The 17,252-nt window shown below is 72.1% G+C and carries 13 protein-coding genes; 8 read left to right on the top strand and 5 right to left on the bottom strand.

Going from position 1 to position 17,252, the window contains the following annotated elements; all coding sequences use genetic code 11:
* Positions 1-38 precede the first annotated feature (38 nt).
* Positions 39-1,745: a PucR family transcriptional regulator gene (locus tag ACFZBU_RS40080; protein ID WP_391588713.1), complete on the bottom strand. Its 1,707-nt coding sequence runs from the start codon at positions 1,743-1,745 to the stop codon at positions 39-41.
* A gap of 262 nt (positions 1,746-2,007) precedes the next feature.
* Here ACFZBU_RS40080 and speB point away from each other — a divergent pair, with 262 nt between their 5' ends.
* The 7 genes from speB (at position 2,008) to ACFZBU_RS40045 (ending at position 9,101) form a co-directional block, all read left to right on the top strand.
* Positions 2,008-2,970 (top strand): agmatinase, encoded by a 963-nt coding sequence (gene speB / locus ACFZBU_RS40075; RefSeq protein ID WP_391588712.1) that lies wholly within the window; start codon positions 2,008-2,010, stop codon positions 2,968-2,970.
* Complete coding sequence (locus tag ACFZBU_RS40070) at positions 2,967-4,628, top strand: thiamine pyrophosphate-binding protein (protein WP_391588711.1); 1,662 nt, start codon at positions 2,967-2,969, stop codon at positions 4,626-4,628. Before speB ends, ACFZBU_RS40070 begins: the two co-directional genes overlap by 4 nt.
* A gap of 70 nt (positions 4,629-4,698) precedes the next feature.
* Positions 4,699-6,138: an APC family permease gene (locus ACFZBU_RS40065; RefSeq protein WP_391588710.1), complete on the top strand. Its 1,440-nt coding sequence runs from the start codon at positions 4,699-4,701 to the stop codon at positions 6,136-6,138.
* Positions 6,135-7,031, top strand: coding sequence for an NAD-dependent epimerase/dehydratase family protein (locus tag ACFZBU_RS40060; RefSeq protein ID WP_391588709.1), 897 nt, complete (start codon positions 6,135-6,137; stop codon positions 7,029-7,031). Before ACFZBU_RS40065 ends, ACFZBU_RS40060 begins: the two co-directional genes overlap by 4 nt.
* Positions 7,028-7,804 carry a creatininase gene (locus ACFZBU_RS40055; RefSeq protein WP_391588708.1) on the top strand — a complete coding sequence of 259 codons (777 nt, stop codon included), beginning with the start codon at positions 7,028-7,030 and terminating at the stop codon, positions 7,802-7,804. Before ACFZBU_RS40060 ends, ACFZBU_RS40055 begins: the two co-directional genes overlap by 4 nt.
* Positions 7,801-8,520 carry an SDR family NAD(P)-dependent oxidoreductase gene (locus ACFZBU_RS40050; RefSeq protein WP_391588707.1) on the top strand — a complete coding sequence of 240 codons (720 nt, stop codon included), beginning with the start codon at positions 7,801-7,803 and terminating at the stop codon, positions 8,518-8,520. Before ACFZBU_RS40055 ends, ACFZBU_RS40050 begins: the two co-directional genes overlap by 4 nt.
* Positions 8,520-9,101: an SDR family oxidoreductase gene (locus tag ACFZBU_RS40045; protein WP_391588706.1), complete on the top strand. Its 582-nt coding sequence runs from the start codon at positions 8,520-8,522 to the stop codon at positions 9,099-9,101. Before ACFZBU_RS40050 ends, ACFZBU_RS40045 begins: the two co-directional genes overlap by 1 nt.
* Positions 9,102-9,605: 504 nt before the next feature.
* Here the strand turns inward: ACFZBU_RS40045 and ACFZBU_RS40040 are convergent.
* Positions 9,606-11,045 carry an MFS transporter gene (locus tag ACFZBU_RS40040; protein ID WP_391588705.1) on the bottom strand — a complete coding sequence of 480 codons (1,440 nt, stop codon included), beginning with the start codon at positions 11,043-11,045 and terminating at the stop codon, positions 9,606-9,608.
* Between the two features lie 275 nt (positions 11,046-11,320).
* Here ACFZBU_RS40040 and ACFZBU_RS40035 point away from each other — a divergent pair, with 275 nt between their 5' ends.
* The gene (locus tag ACFZBU_RS40035; protein WP_391588704.1) at positions 11,321-11,962 is read left to right on the top strand and encodes a TetR/AcrR family transcriptional regulator; all 642 of its coding nucleotides are present in this window, start codon (positions 11,321-11,323) and stop codon (positions 11,960-11,962) included.
* Positions 11,963-12,386: 424 nt separating this feature from the next.
* On the opposite strand, the gene ACFZBU_RS40030 is transcribed toward ACFZBU_RS40035, so the two are convergent.
* The 3 genes from ACFZBU_RS40030 to ACFZBU_RS40020 all read right to left on the bottom strand — a co-directional run bounded on the left by ACFZBU_RS40030 (position 12,387) and on the right by ACFZBU_RS40020 (position 16,940).
* Positions 12,387-13,130 carry an SDR family oxidoreductase gene (locus ACFZBU_RS40030; protein WP_391588703.1) on the bottom strand — a complete coding sequence of 248 codons (744 nt, stop codon included), beginning with the start codon at positions 13,128-13,130 and terminating at the stop codon, positions 12,387-12,389.
* A gap of 194 nt (positions 13,131-13,324) precedes the next feature.
* Complete coding sequence (locus ACFZBU_RS40025; RefSeq protein ID WP_391588702.1) at positions 13,325-15,631, bottom strand: M20/M25/M40 family metallo-hydrolase; 2,307 nt, start codon at positions 15,629-15,631, stop codon at positions 13,325-13,327.
* A 304-nt stretch (positions 15,632-15,935) separates the two neighbouring features.
* Positions 15,936-16,940 carry an NAD(P)/FAD-dependent oxidoreductase gene (locus ACFZBU_RS40020; RefSeq protein ID WP_391588701.1) on the bottom strand — a complete coding sequence of 335 codons (1,005 nt, stop codon included), beginning with the start codon at positions 16,938-16,940 and terminating at the stop codon, positions 15,936-15,938.
* Between the last annotated feature and the right edge of the window lie 312 nt (positions 16,941-17,252).

The raw sequence follows: 17,252 nt of genomic DNA, 5'->3' as shown, positions 1-17,252 counted from the left end.
CGGGAGCGTTCGGACGGCCGCGCCTGTTCGCCCGTCGATCAGGGGTGTATGTTCCGTTGCCGACTGTCCGAACCCGTCGCGGGCGGCGCCTGCTCGGTGCTCGGTCGTTCGCCCGGTAGCCAGTGCAGGGCGAACCACAGTTCCATTCGAACGTCCGGGTCGTGCAGGTCCAGGCCCAGCAGATCGCCGATCCTCGCGACGCGTTGGCGCACGGTGTTGCGGTGCAGGCCGAGCGCGGTTGCGGCGCGGTCCCAACTTCCGTGGTGCGCGAGCCACGTGCGCAGGGTTTCGAGCAGTACGTCGTAGCCGGGCGAGGGGGCATCGGCCAGCGCCGCGAATCGGGCGCGCGCCAGGGCGGTCGAGTCGGCCGCCGGGACGAGCGAGTGCACGCTCAGATCCCGGTCTTGATGCCGCCGGGACGGCGCCCCCGCTGCGAGGGCATGCCGCAATGCGCGCTCGGCCTGATTGGCTGCCACCGCGAGGTCGGCCGTGGCGGACGGCGCGCTGAAACCGAGCGTCCACCCGAGCCGATTCGCCGCCGCCGGATCCGCCGTCGGCGAGCCGGGCGTAACGGGCACGAGCGCGTACACGTCGCGCCCGCGCAGATCCAGATACGACGTGGCCAACGCGGTACCCAACGCGGCCAGTTGCACCGGATCCTCGCCCGGATCCGCTCCCGGGCCCGGTTGCCGGCGATCGAGCCGACCGCGGACCACTACCCAACCGGCACCCGGTGTCGAGGGCAACAGCAGCGACGCCACATCCCGCGGCGACCCGCCGAGCATCAGCCGCACCAGCGCGGCCGAGCTGCGGCTGTCGCCGCCGAGGGCGTGCCGCGGGCTGGTCAGCAGGGACAACAGCACGGCCGCCACCGCGGTCACCGAGTGTTGTACCGCCGTCGGCGCGATGCCCGCCACGACCCCGATCGCCGGCGGCACGCCGCCGGCGTCCCCGCCAGGCAACGCGTGCACGGTCAGATGCAGCCCGCCGTGGTGGTCCGTGGCCGTCGAGGGTGTCACCCGATCCTCACCGGACCCGCTCTCGCGCGGCTGGGCGATCGTGCGTGCCATCAACGCGCGCAGCCGCTCCGGCGCCGCGGGATCCGGCCGCATGCCGGCGGCCACCAGTTCGTTGCCCGCCGGGTCGAGCAGCACGGTCCACGCGTCGAGCTGCGTCGCGAGCCGCGTGAGCACGGACCGCAGCGCGTCGACGCGGACCGCGGCGGTGACCAAGGCGCCCTGCGCCCGGCTGATCCGGCGAAGGTCCCGAAAGCGCGACTCGGTCATCGCGGCGTACGCCGCCCGGCTGACCGCGACGAACGGGGTGCCGTCGGGAACCCGCAACAGAGGTAGCCGGTGCCGGTCGCACGCCTCGATCAGTTCGGTCGGCACCTCGTCGTACACCGGCACCACGCCGAAGCCCAGGGCGCCGGCGCCCGCCCGAGCGATCCGACCCGCGTACGCGTCGATCCCCTCGGGCGTCCTGGGCAGAGGCACCCCGGCGGTGAGCAGGAGTTCGCCACCGATCAGATACGGCGTCGGGTCCTCCAACTCGGTGACGCCGGTCGTGGAGATCGGCCGGTCCTCACGCGGGCCGGCGATCTGCCGCAGCCCCAGCGTCGGGTCGGCGAGCAACACGCTCAGCGGGACACTCGGGGCACTCGGCACGCTCGGGTCGTCGGGGAGACCGATCCCGAGTCCGTCCTCGGCCGGATCGGCCGGACGAGGCGGGTCGACCGACGGCATGGCGACACCTTCCACTCGGGACGATTCATCTATCTTGGCTCATCATAATGGACAAAAATGCCACTTCTCCGGTGCCGTCGCCCGGACGTAGGTTCATACCCACAAGGCGAGCGGTCGCCGCGCCGACGCCGGCACGACAACCACCGCCGACCCCGCCGCTTCCGGCTCGGGCCCCGGCCCCGGGCAGCGCCCGCGCTTTCCCCGGCACCCCGACGTTCCCCTTCCGCAGGCGATTCCTGCCGTCCTTGCGAGGTCCTCCGTCATGAGTTCCACCACCCCCCGCGGCCCCGTCGACTCCTCCCGCGTCCCGCGCTACGCCGGCCCCGCCACCTTCGCCCGCCTGCCCCGTACGGACGAAGTCCCGCACACCGACATCGCGGTGGTCGGGGTGCCCTTCGACTCGGGCGTCTCCTACCGGCCCGGCGCGCGGTTCGGCGGCAACGCGATCCGCGAGGCGTCCCGACTGCTGCGCCCCTACAACCCGGCCCAGGACGCCTCGCCGTTCGCTCTCGCCCAGGTCGCCGACGCCGGTGACATCGCGGTCAACCCCTTCGACATCCACGAGGCGGTCTCCACCGTCGAGGCCGCGGCCGACGAACTGCTCGCGGCCGGCACCCGGCTGATGACCCTCGGCGGCGACCACACCATCGCGCTTCCCCTGCTGCGCGCGGTCGCCCGCCGACACGGACCGGTGGCCCTCCTGCACTTCGACGCCCACCTGGACACCTGGGACACGTACTTCGGCGCCGAGTACACCCACGGCACCCCGTTCCGTCGCGCCGTCGAGGAAGGCATCCTCGACACCGAGGCGCTCTCCCACGTGGGCACCCGCGGCCCGCTGTACGGCAAACAGGACCTGACCGACGACCAGAAGATGGGCTTCGGCATCGTCACGTCGGTCGACGTCATGCGCCGCGGCGTCGACGAGGTGTCCGCGCAACTGCGCGAGCGGATCGGCGACCGCCCCTTGTACGTCTCGATCGACATCGACGTCCTGGACCCCGCGCACGCGCCGGGCACCGGCACCCCCGAAGCCGGCGGCCTCACCTCGCGCGAACTCCTGGAGATCCTGCGCGGCCTCACCGCGTGCAACGTGGTCTCCGCCGACGTGGTCGAGGTCGCCCCCGCGTACGACCACGCCGACATCACCTCGGTGGCCGCCGCGCACACCGCCTACGAACTGACCACGCTGATGGCTCGGCGGATCGCCGGTGAACGCGCGTGAATCCCCACCACGAACCCGAAACGCCCGCGACCCGCAACGGCGGTGACCTGGTCGTCGAATCGCTCGTCAACCTCGGCGCGGACCGGGTCTTCGGGGTACCCGGACAACACGCGCTCGCACTGTTCGACGCGCTGCGCCGCTCGCCGCTGCGCTACACGGGACTGCGCGTGGAGAACAACGCGGGCTTCGCCGCGGACGGCTACGCGCGCAGCGCCGGCACGGTGGCCCCGCTGCTGTTGTCCACCGGCCCCGGCGCGCTGACCGCGTTGCCGGCGCTCCAGGAATCGGCCGCCGCCTCCGTGCCGGTCCTGGCCGTCTCCAGCCAGATCCCCTCGGCCGGACTCGGTGGTCGACGACGCGGCTACCTGCACGAACTGGTGGACCAACAGGCGAGCTTCCGCGACGTGGTCAAGTCCGTGCACCTGGTGGGCGCGGCCTCGCAGATCCCCTCCGCGCTCGCGGCGGCGTGGGAGTCCGCGCTCACCCCGCCGTACGGTCCGGTGTGGGTGGAAATCCCCCAGGACGTACTGCTCGCCACCACGCAGGTGCCGCGGGTGACGGGGCTGCGGGTGTGCCCTCGCGTGCCGCTCGCCCGACCCGAACTGCTCGCCGAGGCGGCGGCGTTGCTGGTCGCCGCCGAACGGCCGGTGATCCTGGCCGGCGGCGGTGTGGTCCGGGCCGGCGCGAGTGCGGAACTGCTGCGCCTGGCCGAGCTCCTGGACGCGCCGGTCGCCTGCACGTTCGGCGCCAAGGGCGCCTTCCCCTGGACGCACCCGCTCTCGCTCCAGTCCTGGTTGGAGGATCGGCACACCACCGAACTCCTGGACGACGCGGACGTGTTGCTCGTGGTCGGCTCCGGACTGGGCGAACTCTCCACCAACTACCACACGCTGGCCCCGCGAGGTCGAATCGTCCAGATCGAGGCCGACCCGAGCACGTTGGAGTCCGTCCATCCCGCGTTCGGCATCCATGCCGACGCGCGCACCGCGCTGGCCGTACTCGGCGACTCGGTCTCGCCGCGACCGCCCGGCCGGGGCGCGGAGATCGCCCGTACCCTGCGCGAGCGGGTCGGCGCGCGGATCGCGGACCAAGGCCTCGAACTCGAACAGGGCGTGCTCGCCGCGGTGCGGGCCGCGCTGCCCGACGCCTCGCCGGTCTTCTTCGACATGACCATCCTCGGCTACTGGGCCTGGTCCGCCTGGGATGCCCGACGGCCCGGCGCGATGCACTCCGCACAAGGCGCGGGCGGCCTCGGCTACGGCTACCCGGCCGCGCTCGGCGCGGCGACCGCCGACCCGGCGCGTGCGGTGCTCGCGGTCTCCGGCGACGGCGGCGCGATGTACTCGATCGCCGAACTGGCCACCGCCCGCCAGGAGAACCTGAACGTGACGTGGCTGATCGTCGACGACGGCGGCTACGGAATCCTGCGCGAGTACATGACGGGCACCTTCGGTGACACGACCGGGACCGAACTGGCCCGCCCCGACTTCGTCCGGCTCGCCGAATCCTTCGGCGTCCCGGCCACAAAGGCCACGCCCGCCACACTGAGGCGCGATCTCGCCGCGGCCCTGGCCGCGCCCGGCCCCCGGGTGGTCGTCCTGTCCGCCCTGCTGCGGATGTTCGCGCCCACTCACACGCAACGCACCGACGGCGAATGACCACGCCACCGGGCACCGACGCCCGTCCCGCCCACTCCGACTCCACCCCGGCCACGCGAGGAGCACGACGATGAGAACCGACGACCGAGCCCCGGCGGGGCAGCCGCCCACGCCGGGCCTGAAGGAGAACGCCATCGGGCTCTCCGGCGCCCTCATGCAGTCGGTGACCACGATGTCCCCGGCCATCACGGTCGCCTTCACCGTTCCCTTCCTGGCCGGCACCGCCGGCGTCGCGAGCCCGCTGGTGGTACTGCTCGCCGCCGTGGTGTCCTACCTGCTCGGCTACTCCCTGGCCCAACTCGCCCGACACATAACCTCCGCGGGCACCTACCACAGCTTCGTCAGCCGACTGCTGGGTCCGCGCTGGGGCTTCCTCGCCGCGTGGGCGTACCTGCTGTTCTACCCGGTCGCCACCGCGATGCTGTGCGGGCTGTTCGGTTCGACGACGCACCGGGTGCTGCTGAGCGAATACGGCTGGGACGTGCCGTGGTGGGCGCCGATGATGCTGCTCCTGGTGGCCATCGCCGCACTGGCCTACAAGGGCGTCGAACTGGCCGTGGGAGTGACCGTCGCGCTGGGCGTGTTCGAGATCGTGGTGATGGTCGCGCTCTCCGTCTGGGGCCTGTTCCAGCCCGGCGACGGCGGCACCAGCCTGAACTGGCTCACCGGGAGCGGAGCACCCACCGGCAACGGCTTCTTCCTCGGCTTCGTGTTCAGCATCTACACCTACACCGGCTGGGACGCCGCGGCCTCCCTCGGCGAGGAGACCGCGAACCCACGCCGGAACATCCCCAAGGCGGTGCTCGGCTCGATCGTCATCCTGGGCGTCTTCGTCGTCCTGACCACCTGGGGGCAACTGGCCGGCTGGGGAACCCGCGACATCCAGGGCTTCGTCGACTCCGAACAGATCCCGGTGTTCGTCCTCGCGCACAAGTACTGGGGCCCGCTGTGGTTCCTGGCCCTGCTGGCACTTCTCAACTCGATCATCGGCGGCGCCATCGCGTGCATGAACGCCTCGGCCCGGTTCATGTACGGCATGGCCCGATCCGGTGCGCTGCCCGAACCGCTCGCCCGGCTGAGCCGGCATCAGACGCCGGTCGCGGCGATCGGAGCCCAAACGGTGATCAACGTCGTGGTCGGACTGGCGATGATCGCCACCGTCGGGCTGTACAACGTCTACTCGTTCACCGGGCTGATGTTCACCTTCGCCCTCGCCGTGGTGTACGTGATGGGCAGCGTCGCGGTGTGGCGGATGTACCGGACCATGGCCCGGCACGAGTTCAACGTGGTCAAGCACGCCGTGGTGCCGTTCCTGGGCAGCGCAGCGCTGATCCTGGTGGCGTACGAATCACTCGATCCGCTGCCGGAGAGCCCGTTCGTGTGGGCACTGCCGGTGGTGGTCGTGTGGATGGTCGGCGGCCTCGTCCTGCTCCTCGTCCGCAGGCGCGGGCTCGACGACGAGCCGCCCGAGGCCGAACGTCCGGACGCGACCGCGGTGCCGGCCCGATGAGCGCTGTGGGCAAGCGGGTCGTGGTCACCGGTGGTTCCGGTCGGGTGGGCCGGTACGTACTGGCCGAACTCGCGGACGCGCACGACGTGCTGAACGCCGACCTCGCCCCCGGAACGAACGGCCCCGATGTCGCCTTCCACCGCACGGACATCCTCGAACCCCCGACCCTTGCCTCGGCGTTCGCCGGCGCCGACGCCGTGGTCCACCTCGCCGGGATCGACTACGACTGGGCGACCGACCCGCTGACCTGCGTCCGCGTGAACATCCTCGGCTGCTGGAACGTGCTCCAGGCGGCCCGCGAACAAGGCGTCGTCCGGGTCGTGGTGTGCTCCAGCGTCGCGGCGACCGGACTGCACGAGCTGCGCGCCGGATGGACCCCGACCCGGCTGCCGGTGGACGACACGCACCCGAGCCGGCCGGTGGACGCGTACGGCATCAGCAAGGCGATGGTCGAGGTGACCGCGCGTGGCTTCGCCGACGCGGGCGGCTTGGAGGTGGTGTGCCTGCGTCCCTGCGCGGTGGTCTTCCCGGAGAACCTGCACACCTTCGTCGACCCGGCACACGAAGCCGGCCCGCGCACCCTGCACGACTACGTCACGGCGGAGGACGTCGCGCGGGCCTTCCGGGCCGCCGTGGAAACCACCGCACCGACCTTCGGGCCGTACCTGCTCTCCGCGGCGGACTGCGCCCACCCCGACCCGACACTGGACTGGTACACCCGCGAGGTGGGCGAGGTACCCGCCGACCTCGACCGGGACCGCTTCACCCGCGACCCGCACGCCGGCGCGATCCGCGCCGACGGCGCGCGCGCCGCCTTGGGCTGGGAACCGCGCGGGCGGTTCACCGACCTCCTCACCCGGCATCACCACGATCTGCACCGGAGGACTCCATGACCGACCGGACCCGGCTACGCGACCTCACCGGCCCCGAAATCGCCGCCCGAGCGGCGAACGAGGTGCTGTTCCTGCCGCTCGGCTCGATCGAGCAACACGGCCCGCACCTGCCGGTGGACACCGACACGCACATCGCCGAGCGCTTCGCCGCCGCTGTCTGCGCCCGCACGGGCGGTCTGGTCGCCCCCGGGTACACCTACGGATCACGATCGCGGCCGATCAGCGGCGGCGGCGAGCGGTTTCCCGGCACGGTCTCGCTGAGCGCCGCCACGCACAGCGCGATCGTGAGCGACCTGGTGGTCAACTACGCCCGGCACGGACACCGACGCATCGTGCTGGTCAACGGTCACTTCGAAAACACCGCGCCGGCCGTCGAGGGAGTCGACCTCGCCCTCGAACGCGGAACCGACGCGCGGGTGTTGATGGTGAACTGGTGGGAGGTGATCGGCGCCGACGCGCTCGACCGGATCTTCGCAGGCGACTTCCCCGGCTGGGAGGCCGAACACGCCGGGATCGTCGAGACGTCGCTGATGATGCACCTGGATCCGGGGCGGGTACACGCCGACGCGATCAGCCCGCTGACGGTCGCGATCACTCCGCCGCCGTACACGGTGCTGCCGGAACGGCCGGGCCTGGTCGATTCCTCCGGCGTGCTGCGCACCGCGCACGGCAGCTCGGCCGCGATCGGCGAGGCGATCTTCGAGGGGGCCGCCGACGCGATCGCCGCCGTGGTGGAGGCAGAGTTCGGCGTGGCCGAGGGAGTAGGGCGATGATCAGGGGTACGGGCGGCGGCGGGACGGCCGAAGTGGTCGTGGTCAGCGGCGCGGCGGCCGGGATCGGCCTGGCCTGTGTCCGCGAACTGCGGGGACAAGGCCGCCTGGTGGCGGGATGCGACCTGCGGGCCGGCGGCGAGGCTGACCTCGACGCGGTGGTGGACGTCGCCGATCCGGCGGCCGTCGCGAGCTTCGTGGCCCGTGTCACCACCGAACTCGGGGCGCCCACCGGCGTGTTGAGTGCTGCGGGCTACGTCGAGGAGATCCCGCTCGCCGAGATCTCGCCTGCGGCCTTCCGGCGGATGCTCGGCGTGCACCTCGGCGGCCTGCACAACCTCACCCGCGCCACCCTGCCGACCATGGTGGACCGAGGCGGCGGCGCGATCGTCGCGGTGGCCTCCGAACTGGCGATCACCGGTGGCGAGGACGCCGCCCACTACGTGACCGCCAAGGGGGCCCTCCTGGGACTGACCCGGGCGCTGGCCGCCGAACTGGCCTCGACCGGGGTGCTGGTGAACGTGGTTGCCCCCGGCCCCACCGACACCGCGATGCTGGCCCCCGGCACCATCTGGCGCGACCCGGCGTACCTGGCCACGCTGCCCACCGGCGCGCTGGTCCGGCCCGAGGAAATCGCCGTCACCGCGGCGTTCCTGCTGTCCGGCCGCGGCGCTCTCACCGGGCAGGTCGTGTCCCCCAACGCAGGAACGGTGATCTGATGCAGTCGATCTCGAACCACGCCGTACTCGTCGGCCTGCCCACCGAGATCGGCCGGGCCGCGACACAGGTGCTGGAAGCGGGAGGCCGACGGGTGACGTCGCCCTCCACCGACGCGGACCGGCCGGTGCCCGACCTGTTCGTGATCGGTACCACCGAGCCGGGGTCGGCCGCGGACTTCGCGGACACCGACCCGACGACCTGGTGGGCCGCCGTCGAGCGGCGGCTGTCCGCGGTGTTCGCCCTGGCCCAGACGGCGGGACGGGACCTGGCCGCCGCAGGCGGGGGACGGATCGTGCTCGTGCTCGACGCACGCGGCCTGACGGGGGAGGCGGGCGCCACCATCGACGCGACGATCGGGTCGGCGACGATCGCGCTGACCAAGTCCCTGGCTCGCGAACTGGGTCCGGTAGGCGTCGCGGTCAACGCGGTGGCAGTGGCGGCACCACCCCAGGACGGGTTCACCGAACCCACACCGCACCACGTCGCCCAGACCATCGCCTTCCTCGGCGACCCCCGCCTCCCGTCCCTGACCGGCCAGATCCTCCCTTGCACAGGCGGTACCGTCCGCACCCGCGCATAGCCCGCTCTGCGGACGTCCCATATCCCGCGCTCGGGACCTCAAGCATCCATCCGACGTCGCGGTTCCGCGGGCCGCCGCCGCCCCCGGTGGCGGCCGGTCCGCGCTACCGCATCGTCTGTGCCCAGATCACCACCTCGCCGCGTCACCAGCTCTGGGGAACACCCCGGCCGGCCACCACCGTCCCGGCCGCGCCGCCGGCGATCCCGCTTCCGGACACCAGTGACCTCGGGCCGGCCGACCGCCCCGATTTTCGAGGGCAACGACGAGGAGGCGGACGGTTTCGGCAGCCTCCGCTCCCGCCGGTGGTCGTTGCCCGACCCGATCCCCATTGCACTGCGTGCCCGAGGCCCACCCGTGAACTCCTGTTCACGGGTGGGCCAAGGTCGCAGCCCATCCACACCCGGACGCGGTCCCGGACGAAGCGCTCTACCAGGTCCCGTCGCTCCTGCCGTTCGGCACTCTCACCACCGCCCCCGTCCGGCCCCCGGCCCGACCGGCCGGCTCTCAGCCCTCGGTCGGCGGTTTGATGCGGCTCGATACCGCCACGGCCGCCAAGGCGAGCAGCGCCGTCAGTCCGAACGTCACGCCGAGCGCGGTACCCATGCCCGCGCCGTGGTCGTGGGTCAGGGCGACGGCGCCGCCGCCGAGGCCGCTGAGCGCGGCGATGGCGGAGGTCTGAGACAACTGGAGCGCCCCACCGGTGCGGCCCTGTTGGTCGGTCGGTGCCTGGGCGAGGACCGCGGCGGAGGCGGCGTTGTACGCGATGCCCATTCCGAACCCGCCGATCGCCCAGCCCAGTACGGCCACCAACGGCGGTACGGCGTCGACCAGTACGGCGCCGGCCAGGATCGCGATGCCGAGGAACAGCACGACGCTGCCGACCGCGCTGTGCGTCGGACGAAGCCGCGCGCCGTACCGATCGTCCCAGCGCGCCTGGAGCGCGGAGCCGGCCACCCACGTCAACGCGCCCGCGGACAGCCCGAATCCGGCTTCGACGGTGCTCAACCCGCGCAGCTCGGTCAGCCCCAGGGGAAGGAAGGTGTCCGCCCCGAAGTAGGCCCCCGCGAGTAGCCATCGCATGGCGATCCCGGCCGGCAGACCGCGTCGGGCGCGTGTGGTTCCGGCCGGAGTCAGTGCGCGATAGGAAAGCACGGCGACGACCGCGCCGACCGACGCGAGGAGCAGCACCGGCACCAACGAGGCCAACTCGAACGCGACGATCATCAGCGCCATCCCCAAGGCGAGCACGAGACTCGACGCCAGGTCCCGAAGCCGCCGCCCCGTCGTCTTCCCCGCCTCGCCGGCCGCGTCCGCGGCCCCCGCCCGATCGCCCACCGCTTCCGGGGCATCCCCGCTCGCCCCCGGCCCCGTCGAACCAGCCGAGCCGCCCAGCGCACGAAGTGCCGGCAGCGTCAGCAGGGCCGCGAGCGCGATCGGAATCGGCAGGAGGAGAAACAGCGAACGCCACGAGAGCCGATCGGCGAGCGTACCCGCGATCACCGGACCGATGAGCGCGGGCAGTGTCCACGCCGAGGAGGTGAGTGCCACCATGCGTGCTTGCAGGTGATCAGGGTAGGCCCGGCCGATCACCAGGTAGGCCAGACCCATGATCGCGCCGACCCCCAGCCCCTGGACGAATCTGCCGACCACGAACACCCACCACGTGGGCGCGACACCGGCGACCACACAACCCGCCGCCAGCAGGGCGAGGGCCACCGCGAGCGGCCGGCGCGGGCCCACGCGGTCTCCGGCCGCACCGGCGACGACCGCGCCCAGGATGCTCGCGAGCATCAACGCGGACAGGCCCCAGCCGTACGATTCCATTCCGCCGAGCCGCCGTGCGATGTGCGGCATGATCGCGACGACACCCATGGCTTCGAACGCGACGAGGCCCACCGAGATCAACAACCCCGACGACAGCGCCCGATGTCCGCGATCCCACACCGCCGCGCGCCCCGCGGGGTCGGGGGTAACGCCGCCGCCGGTGATCGCCGGCGGCGGGGCCGTTCCCGATCCCGGAGGCGAAGCCGTCCCCTCTCCCTCCGTCCGACGGAGCCCTGCGGGCATCCCCATGCGTGTCCCGTCCGTTTTCGATTCGACTGTCGTTGGCGGCATCGGGTCGCGCCGCAGCTCGGCTGACAAGGTCGACTCCAAGTCGTCCGTGAATTATGTTCCGTTCCGGAACGGAACGATAGTAGCCCCGCACTATACTCGTGACCATGGCCAGCTCCGGTACCCGACTGATCCCGACCAATCGGGGCCGCCCCCGCGACCACCGCATCGACGAGGCAGTCCTCGCGGCCACCATGCGACTCCTCGAGGAAGGCGGCTACGCCGACTTCACCCTGGAGGCGGTCGCCGTACGCGCCGGCACCACCAAGCCGGCCATCCGTCGCCGCTGGCCGTCGCGCCGCCACCTGATCGTCGACGCCCTCCTGGCGACCATGGGGGACGCCCCCACCCCGGACACCGGGTGCACCCACTGCGACCTCATTGCCGGCATCGCGACCCTCACCGCCGCCTTCGCCGGCCCCGGCACCCGTCGGGTGTGGCCCGCCCTGGTCGCCGACATCGCCGCCGACCCGACCCTGGCCGAAACCTTCTTCACCCGCCTCTTCGACCCCCGCCGCGCCGCCACGGCCACCGCCCTGCGCCGAGGCATCGACCGCGGCGACATCCGCCCCGACGCCGATCTCGACCTACTCCTCGACCTGCTGGCCTCCACCACGTACTACCGGGCGCTCTTCGGCCACCTCCCGATCACCGACACCCTCGCCGAGGACATCGTGATGATCGTCATGTCCGGCGTGGCCACGCCCTCCTGGCGGGCGCAGCACGAACGCCCACACGTCCACCCCTGAACCCCCACCGCCGAGAACCGCCTTCCGCCGCCCCCGGGGAGGTGGTGTCCGAACGTTCGGGCATGTCCGTGAGCGGCGCGCAGGCGCGGGAGAGCCGGGGTTTTCGAGATGCTATTCAGGGACGGGCACTCGGGGACGGATCGGCGCATCCGCTCCCGGACGGCGTCCGGTCGGGGCACTGAACCGGGCGTCGGCGCGGCGGGCGGCAACGCTCCGCCCGACGCCGAGCGTGGTTCGCGGACACGACCGGTTCGGGTCGTTCAGGAACACGTCCTGCGCGCCCCGACGCTCGACCGCGAATTCGCGGTCGGGGGTGGCCGCCGAGAGCCGCTGCCACCCCCGACCGCAGGGGCACCCGCGACCACAACCCACCGCCGACCGCGACGCGACGCTTCGGCAGACGACCGAGGCGACCGCAGGGGCGCTACCGCTGCTCCCGGAGCCACTGGTCGAAGGTGGTCGGTGCGATGCGGGCGCCCTCGCCCGGGAGCAGCACGTCGCCGGCCATCGACGTGTCGAACACCGACGACCAGGTCGGCACGAGCCTCACCGTGCGCCCGCGTGCCTCGTTGGTGCGCCGGGCCATGTCCACCAGGTCCTGCGGATCGGGTCCGGCCACGTCGACGTAGCGTCCCCGGGGCTCGCCGACCGCGATCTCGGCGAGGATGTCGGCGACGTCCGCAGGGGCGATCGGCTGGACGAGCAGCGGCGCGACTTCGGCGACCCCGTCACGTTCGGTCCAACTCGTCACCGTCGCGGCGAAGTCGTGGAACTGGGTGGCCGGGACGATGGTCCACGGCACCGGCCCCGCGGCCACGAGGCGTTCCTGTTCGCGCTTGCCGAAGTGGTGTGCGTTGCCCTCGTTTCGACCGACACCCGCGATCGAGAGCAGCACGTGGTGGCGGACGCGGGCCCGCTGCTCGGCTGCCAGCAGGTTCCGGGTGGTCGTGCCCAAGTACGCCACCGTCCCGGCTCGGTCGGTCACCGGCGCGTTGGTCGCGTCGACGACCGCGTCGACGCCGGTCAGTGCGTCGTCCAGCCCGTCCCCGGTCGACAGGTCCACGCCGAGCGAGCGACTGATCCGCACGACGTCGTGCCCGCGCTTCGCGAGGGCTGTGGCGGTCAGGGCCCCGATGTTCCCGGTCGCGCCGGCGATGGCGATGCGCATGACGATCTTTCCTTCTCTCGTTTCGATGTGTTCCGAAGTGTCACGGACCAAGAAGGCCCATGAAATCTCTGATGATGCCCGTCGATTTCCTGACGGTGCCGATCCGGCGCACCCCTTGCGCCGTCCGCCGAAGTGGATTCGCCTGGTCACAGCCGGAACGGATGGTTCCGTGAGCCGACCCCGGCGGGGTGTGGTCAAAGCCGGAAGGTCCTCACGACGAAGGTCTGTCCGGCTATCGACGGCCAACTCGCCCAGCTTTCGTCCGCGGCAAGGGCGGGCGCGTCGGCTCCGTTCGGCAGGCCGACGGCGGTGGACATCACGCGTAGTGGCAGGGCGCCCGTGCCGCGGGCGCGGATGACGACGTCGATGCCGTCGGCGGGCGGGGCGGCGTAGCTGAAGCTCCATGACCAGCCGCCCTCCGGCCGTCCGGCGCCGCCGGCAAGCTTCGCGCCCTCGACGGTGGCGTCGAGGATCTCGTGGGCGCCGGTGTCGGCGTGGACCTCGATGGTGTGGGCGTCGGCGGGGGCCTGGATACGGACGCGGATCGTTCGTACGCCGTCGGTCTCGACGACCGAGGTGTTCCTGATCGACGGTGTGTCCAGGGGTGCGGTCCTGGCCGCTCCGTTCGCGAGTGTGACGTCGCCGAGCGAGGGGACGCGGTCGTCGTAGCGTGCCGGTTCACCGGTGAGGAGCCTGCCGACGGTGGGCTGGGAGGTGTCGCCGAGGCTGACCCAGGTGGCTTTGCCGGTGTCGGCTTCCAGGACGTATCCGAGGCTGACCGGTCGAGGCTCGTCGGCGCTGTACCCGTCGAGGGCCGTACCCACGACCAGCGTGCCCGCAGCTGCCGCCGCCACCGCGAGCATCCCGACCGTGACCGTTCGGCGTGGGGGAAGGGGCTCCAGCAGACTCGGCAACAACGCTGCGAGCAGTACCGCGAGGACCAGCGGCGCGGCGATGAGTGCCAGCCCCAGGGCGGGCAGCAGCACGAGCACGACCGGCAGGACCAGTGCCACGACCGGTACGGCGGTGAACGCTCCGGTCACGGCTCGCCATGGGGAGTCCACACCGGTGAACCTCAACGTCACGCCTACGACGACCGTCCCGATCAACGCCGGCCAGGTGAAGAGGTAGGCGCCCTGAGGCAGCAGCACCGCGCAGAGCAGCGCGAGCAGCGCGAACCAGCCGAGCACACCCGTCATGACGTCCAGAGGCGACGCCTCGCGGCGGGCCCAGCGGTACCAGGCGACGATCAGCACCAGGAGCAGCAAAGCCCCGCCCCACGCGTATCGGCCGAGGTGGTACACGCTGCCCTCGGCGAGCGCGAAGTCCGGTCGGGCCAGGCTCAGTACCCACCATCCTGCCGAGCCGAGGACCGCCGCGCCGATCAGCGTGAGCGGGAAGGTCGCGGCGGCCCGTCCGACTCCGGTGGGGGAGAGCCCACGGCGCCGGCCGAGCCACAGCAGCACAGGCACGCCCGGGAGGGTTGCCAGGGCGAGGGGCAGGACCAGCCATGCGGGGTAGGACACGACCGTGTCGAACAGGGAGAAGTACGTGGCGTCCGGACCGGTTTGCGAGAGGTCCGTCCCGCCGAGCTGTCGGACCGCTGCGAGTGCCGCTTCCCCCATGTCCTGCACGCTCGCGCGGTCGAGCCGGGCGATGTCGTCGTGGGCGGTGTGGTAGTGCCCGGAGCCTTCCATGAAGGCGAAGTTGAGCCCTCGCATGCCGGCCTCTTCGAAGGCTGTCAGGTCGGTGTCGTTGGGCAGTCGGTCGTAGATCGCCGCGGAGAACGACGTGGTGAACGCGCCGGAGGCGCGCACGGCGGGGACGAGGCCGGTGCCCGCCATCTGGAACATCACGACGGGCCCGGAGGGACCCCGGCCCTCCATGTTCACCACGACGGTCCGCGAAGGGTCGGCGGCTCGGTCCGTGCCCGTCTCGGCGTCGACGAACGCCCGTGCGCCGAGCAGTCCTTGCTCCTCGCCGTCGGTGAACAGGATCTCGAGGTCGTTGCGGAACTGCGGTCCGGTCTTGAGCGCGCGGGCGATTTCGAGGATCGCGGCGACGTTGGCACCGTCGTCGGAGGCGCCGGGGGCGATCGGCACGGAGTCGTAGTGGGCGACGAGGACGATGCGGCCGGTGGGCTCCCTGCCGGGGATCCTGGCGTGGATGTTGGAGACGGATCCCACGACGGCCGGGGCGTCGTCGGCGTGGGAGGGCGCGACCCGGGCCTGGACCTGGGGATTGAGTCCCAGCTTCCGCAACTCGCCGACGAGATACTCCCGTACATCCGACTGTGCGGACGAACCCGTCGGGTGCGGGACCTTCGCGATCGTGTCGAGCCGGGCGACCGCACGGTCCGCCGAGAAGCCGCCGACGGGGGCGGAGGTCGACCGGGTCCCGGAGGTACGCAACGGCAACAGGGCCGCGACAGCGGTCAGGAGCAGCAGCGCAAGGGCGGCCAGGGCCGGTATTCGCTTGCGCATCGTGGTCGGGACCTGCACGGATGAACCTCCTGGCAGCAGTGGGGCGGAAACGGAGCTCCGCTCGAGCAACGCGCTTGATGCCGTGCCACCGCGACGGTGCGCGCCCGTCGCGGTGGGGAGCCACCGCAGACCTGGCCGACAGGCATCGGGTATCCGAGCCGATCTCGGTCGCGCCGGCTGCGGGCTCGCCGGGACGGCCGGGCATGACGAGGTTCAACCGGGCGAGGCTCGGCAGGGAAGGATCCGCGGTTTCGTTGAAGGGTGCGCTTCGGGGCGGCGCTCGACCCCGGTTGCACGGGAGCGCCCTCCGGATGGCGCGACGTCAGCTTGGGAAGGGGACCTGCGGCACTGGCCGAGGGGCGTCTCGGGACGTGCGGGCGGTCGTGTCGTAAGTGTCCACGGCCTGCTCGAGGTCCTCCGAGACGAGGTCCTGGTCGAGGGCGAACGCCGCCGCCGCGCCCTGTATCGCCGCGGTGATCACCAGCGCTTTCGGGTCGGCCACGTTGCCGACCGACCACACACCGAAAACGCCGGTCCGGCCCGCGGCGTCGGTGCGCGCCCAGCCGTCGGCGGGCCGCTCGCAGCCCGGGCCGGTGAGGGGCGTGTCGTGGGGCACCGTGGCCGGGACGACGAAAACCGCGCCGCGTGGGAAGACGCGGCCCTGGACCAACTCGACGCCGCGCAGCCGGTCGTTCTCCGTCACCAGGCGCTTGACCGTTCCCTCGGCGACGGTGACGCCGTGCGCCTCCAGGTCCCGGCGATCGCGCGGGGCGAGATCCCGGTCGTGGGGGAAGTAGACGACGTCGTACGACCATTGGCACAACAGCAGGGCGTGCCGCACCGCGCCCGGGTGGGTGCCCAACACACCGATGGGCCGACCGCGTATCTCATGTGCGTGGCAGTGGAGGCAGAACAGTACGTCGCTCCCCCGGAGTTCGCGGACGCCGGGGATGGCGGGCAGTTCGTCGCGCAGCCCGGTGGCCATCACGATTCGCCGGGCGCCGATGGTTGCGCCGCCGTCCAGGTGGACCAGGAAACCCGGATCGATCCGGTCGATCCTGCCCTTGATCAGGTCCACCCCGTGTCCGCCGATTTCGGCCCGGCCCACGGCGAGCAGGTCGGCCGCGGCCATACCGTCCCGGGAGGCGAAGCCGTGCGTGTGCGCGGCGTTGCGCGTGTTGCCGCAGTCCACCACCGCAACCCGCCGCCGAGCCCTGGCCAACAGCAGCGCCGTGCTCAGTCCCGCGGCACCGGCACCCACGACCACCACGTCGTAGGCGCCGTTGTCGGCGGGGATGATGCGTACATCCTCCGTCGTATTGCCCACGGCGGTCACCTCCGCCTCGAGCGTGCACCGACGGTCGCCTCGTTGGCAAATGGGCTTGCTATTTCCGCAAAGCGTGCGTGTGCGGCGCGGTGCGGCCGGAACACGGTCGCCGAACACGGCCTTTGGCTCGATTGCGGCGACGGCACGGTCGAGAGAATCCGGGAACGTCCGATTGCTGGGCGTGGAGCCCGACATCGCGTGTCGCGCGAGTCGATCGGCGCGTTGGTCGAACCGTTCGAGCGGGGGATCGGCCCGGGGGAGCGGAACGCGACGATGCCGGCTCGATGCACGAGGGTGTGCGCGCCGCGGTCT

The organism is Embleya sp. NPDC008237, from assembly GCF_042956465.1.
GTDB lineage: Bacteria > Actinomycetota > Actinomycetes > Streptomycetales > Streptomycetaceae > Embleya.
The sequence above is the reverse complement of the archived record's forward strand: the minus strand, read 5'-3'. Positions and strand labels throughout refer to the sequence as shown.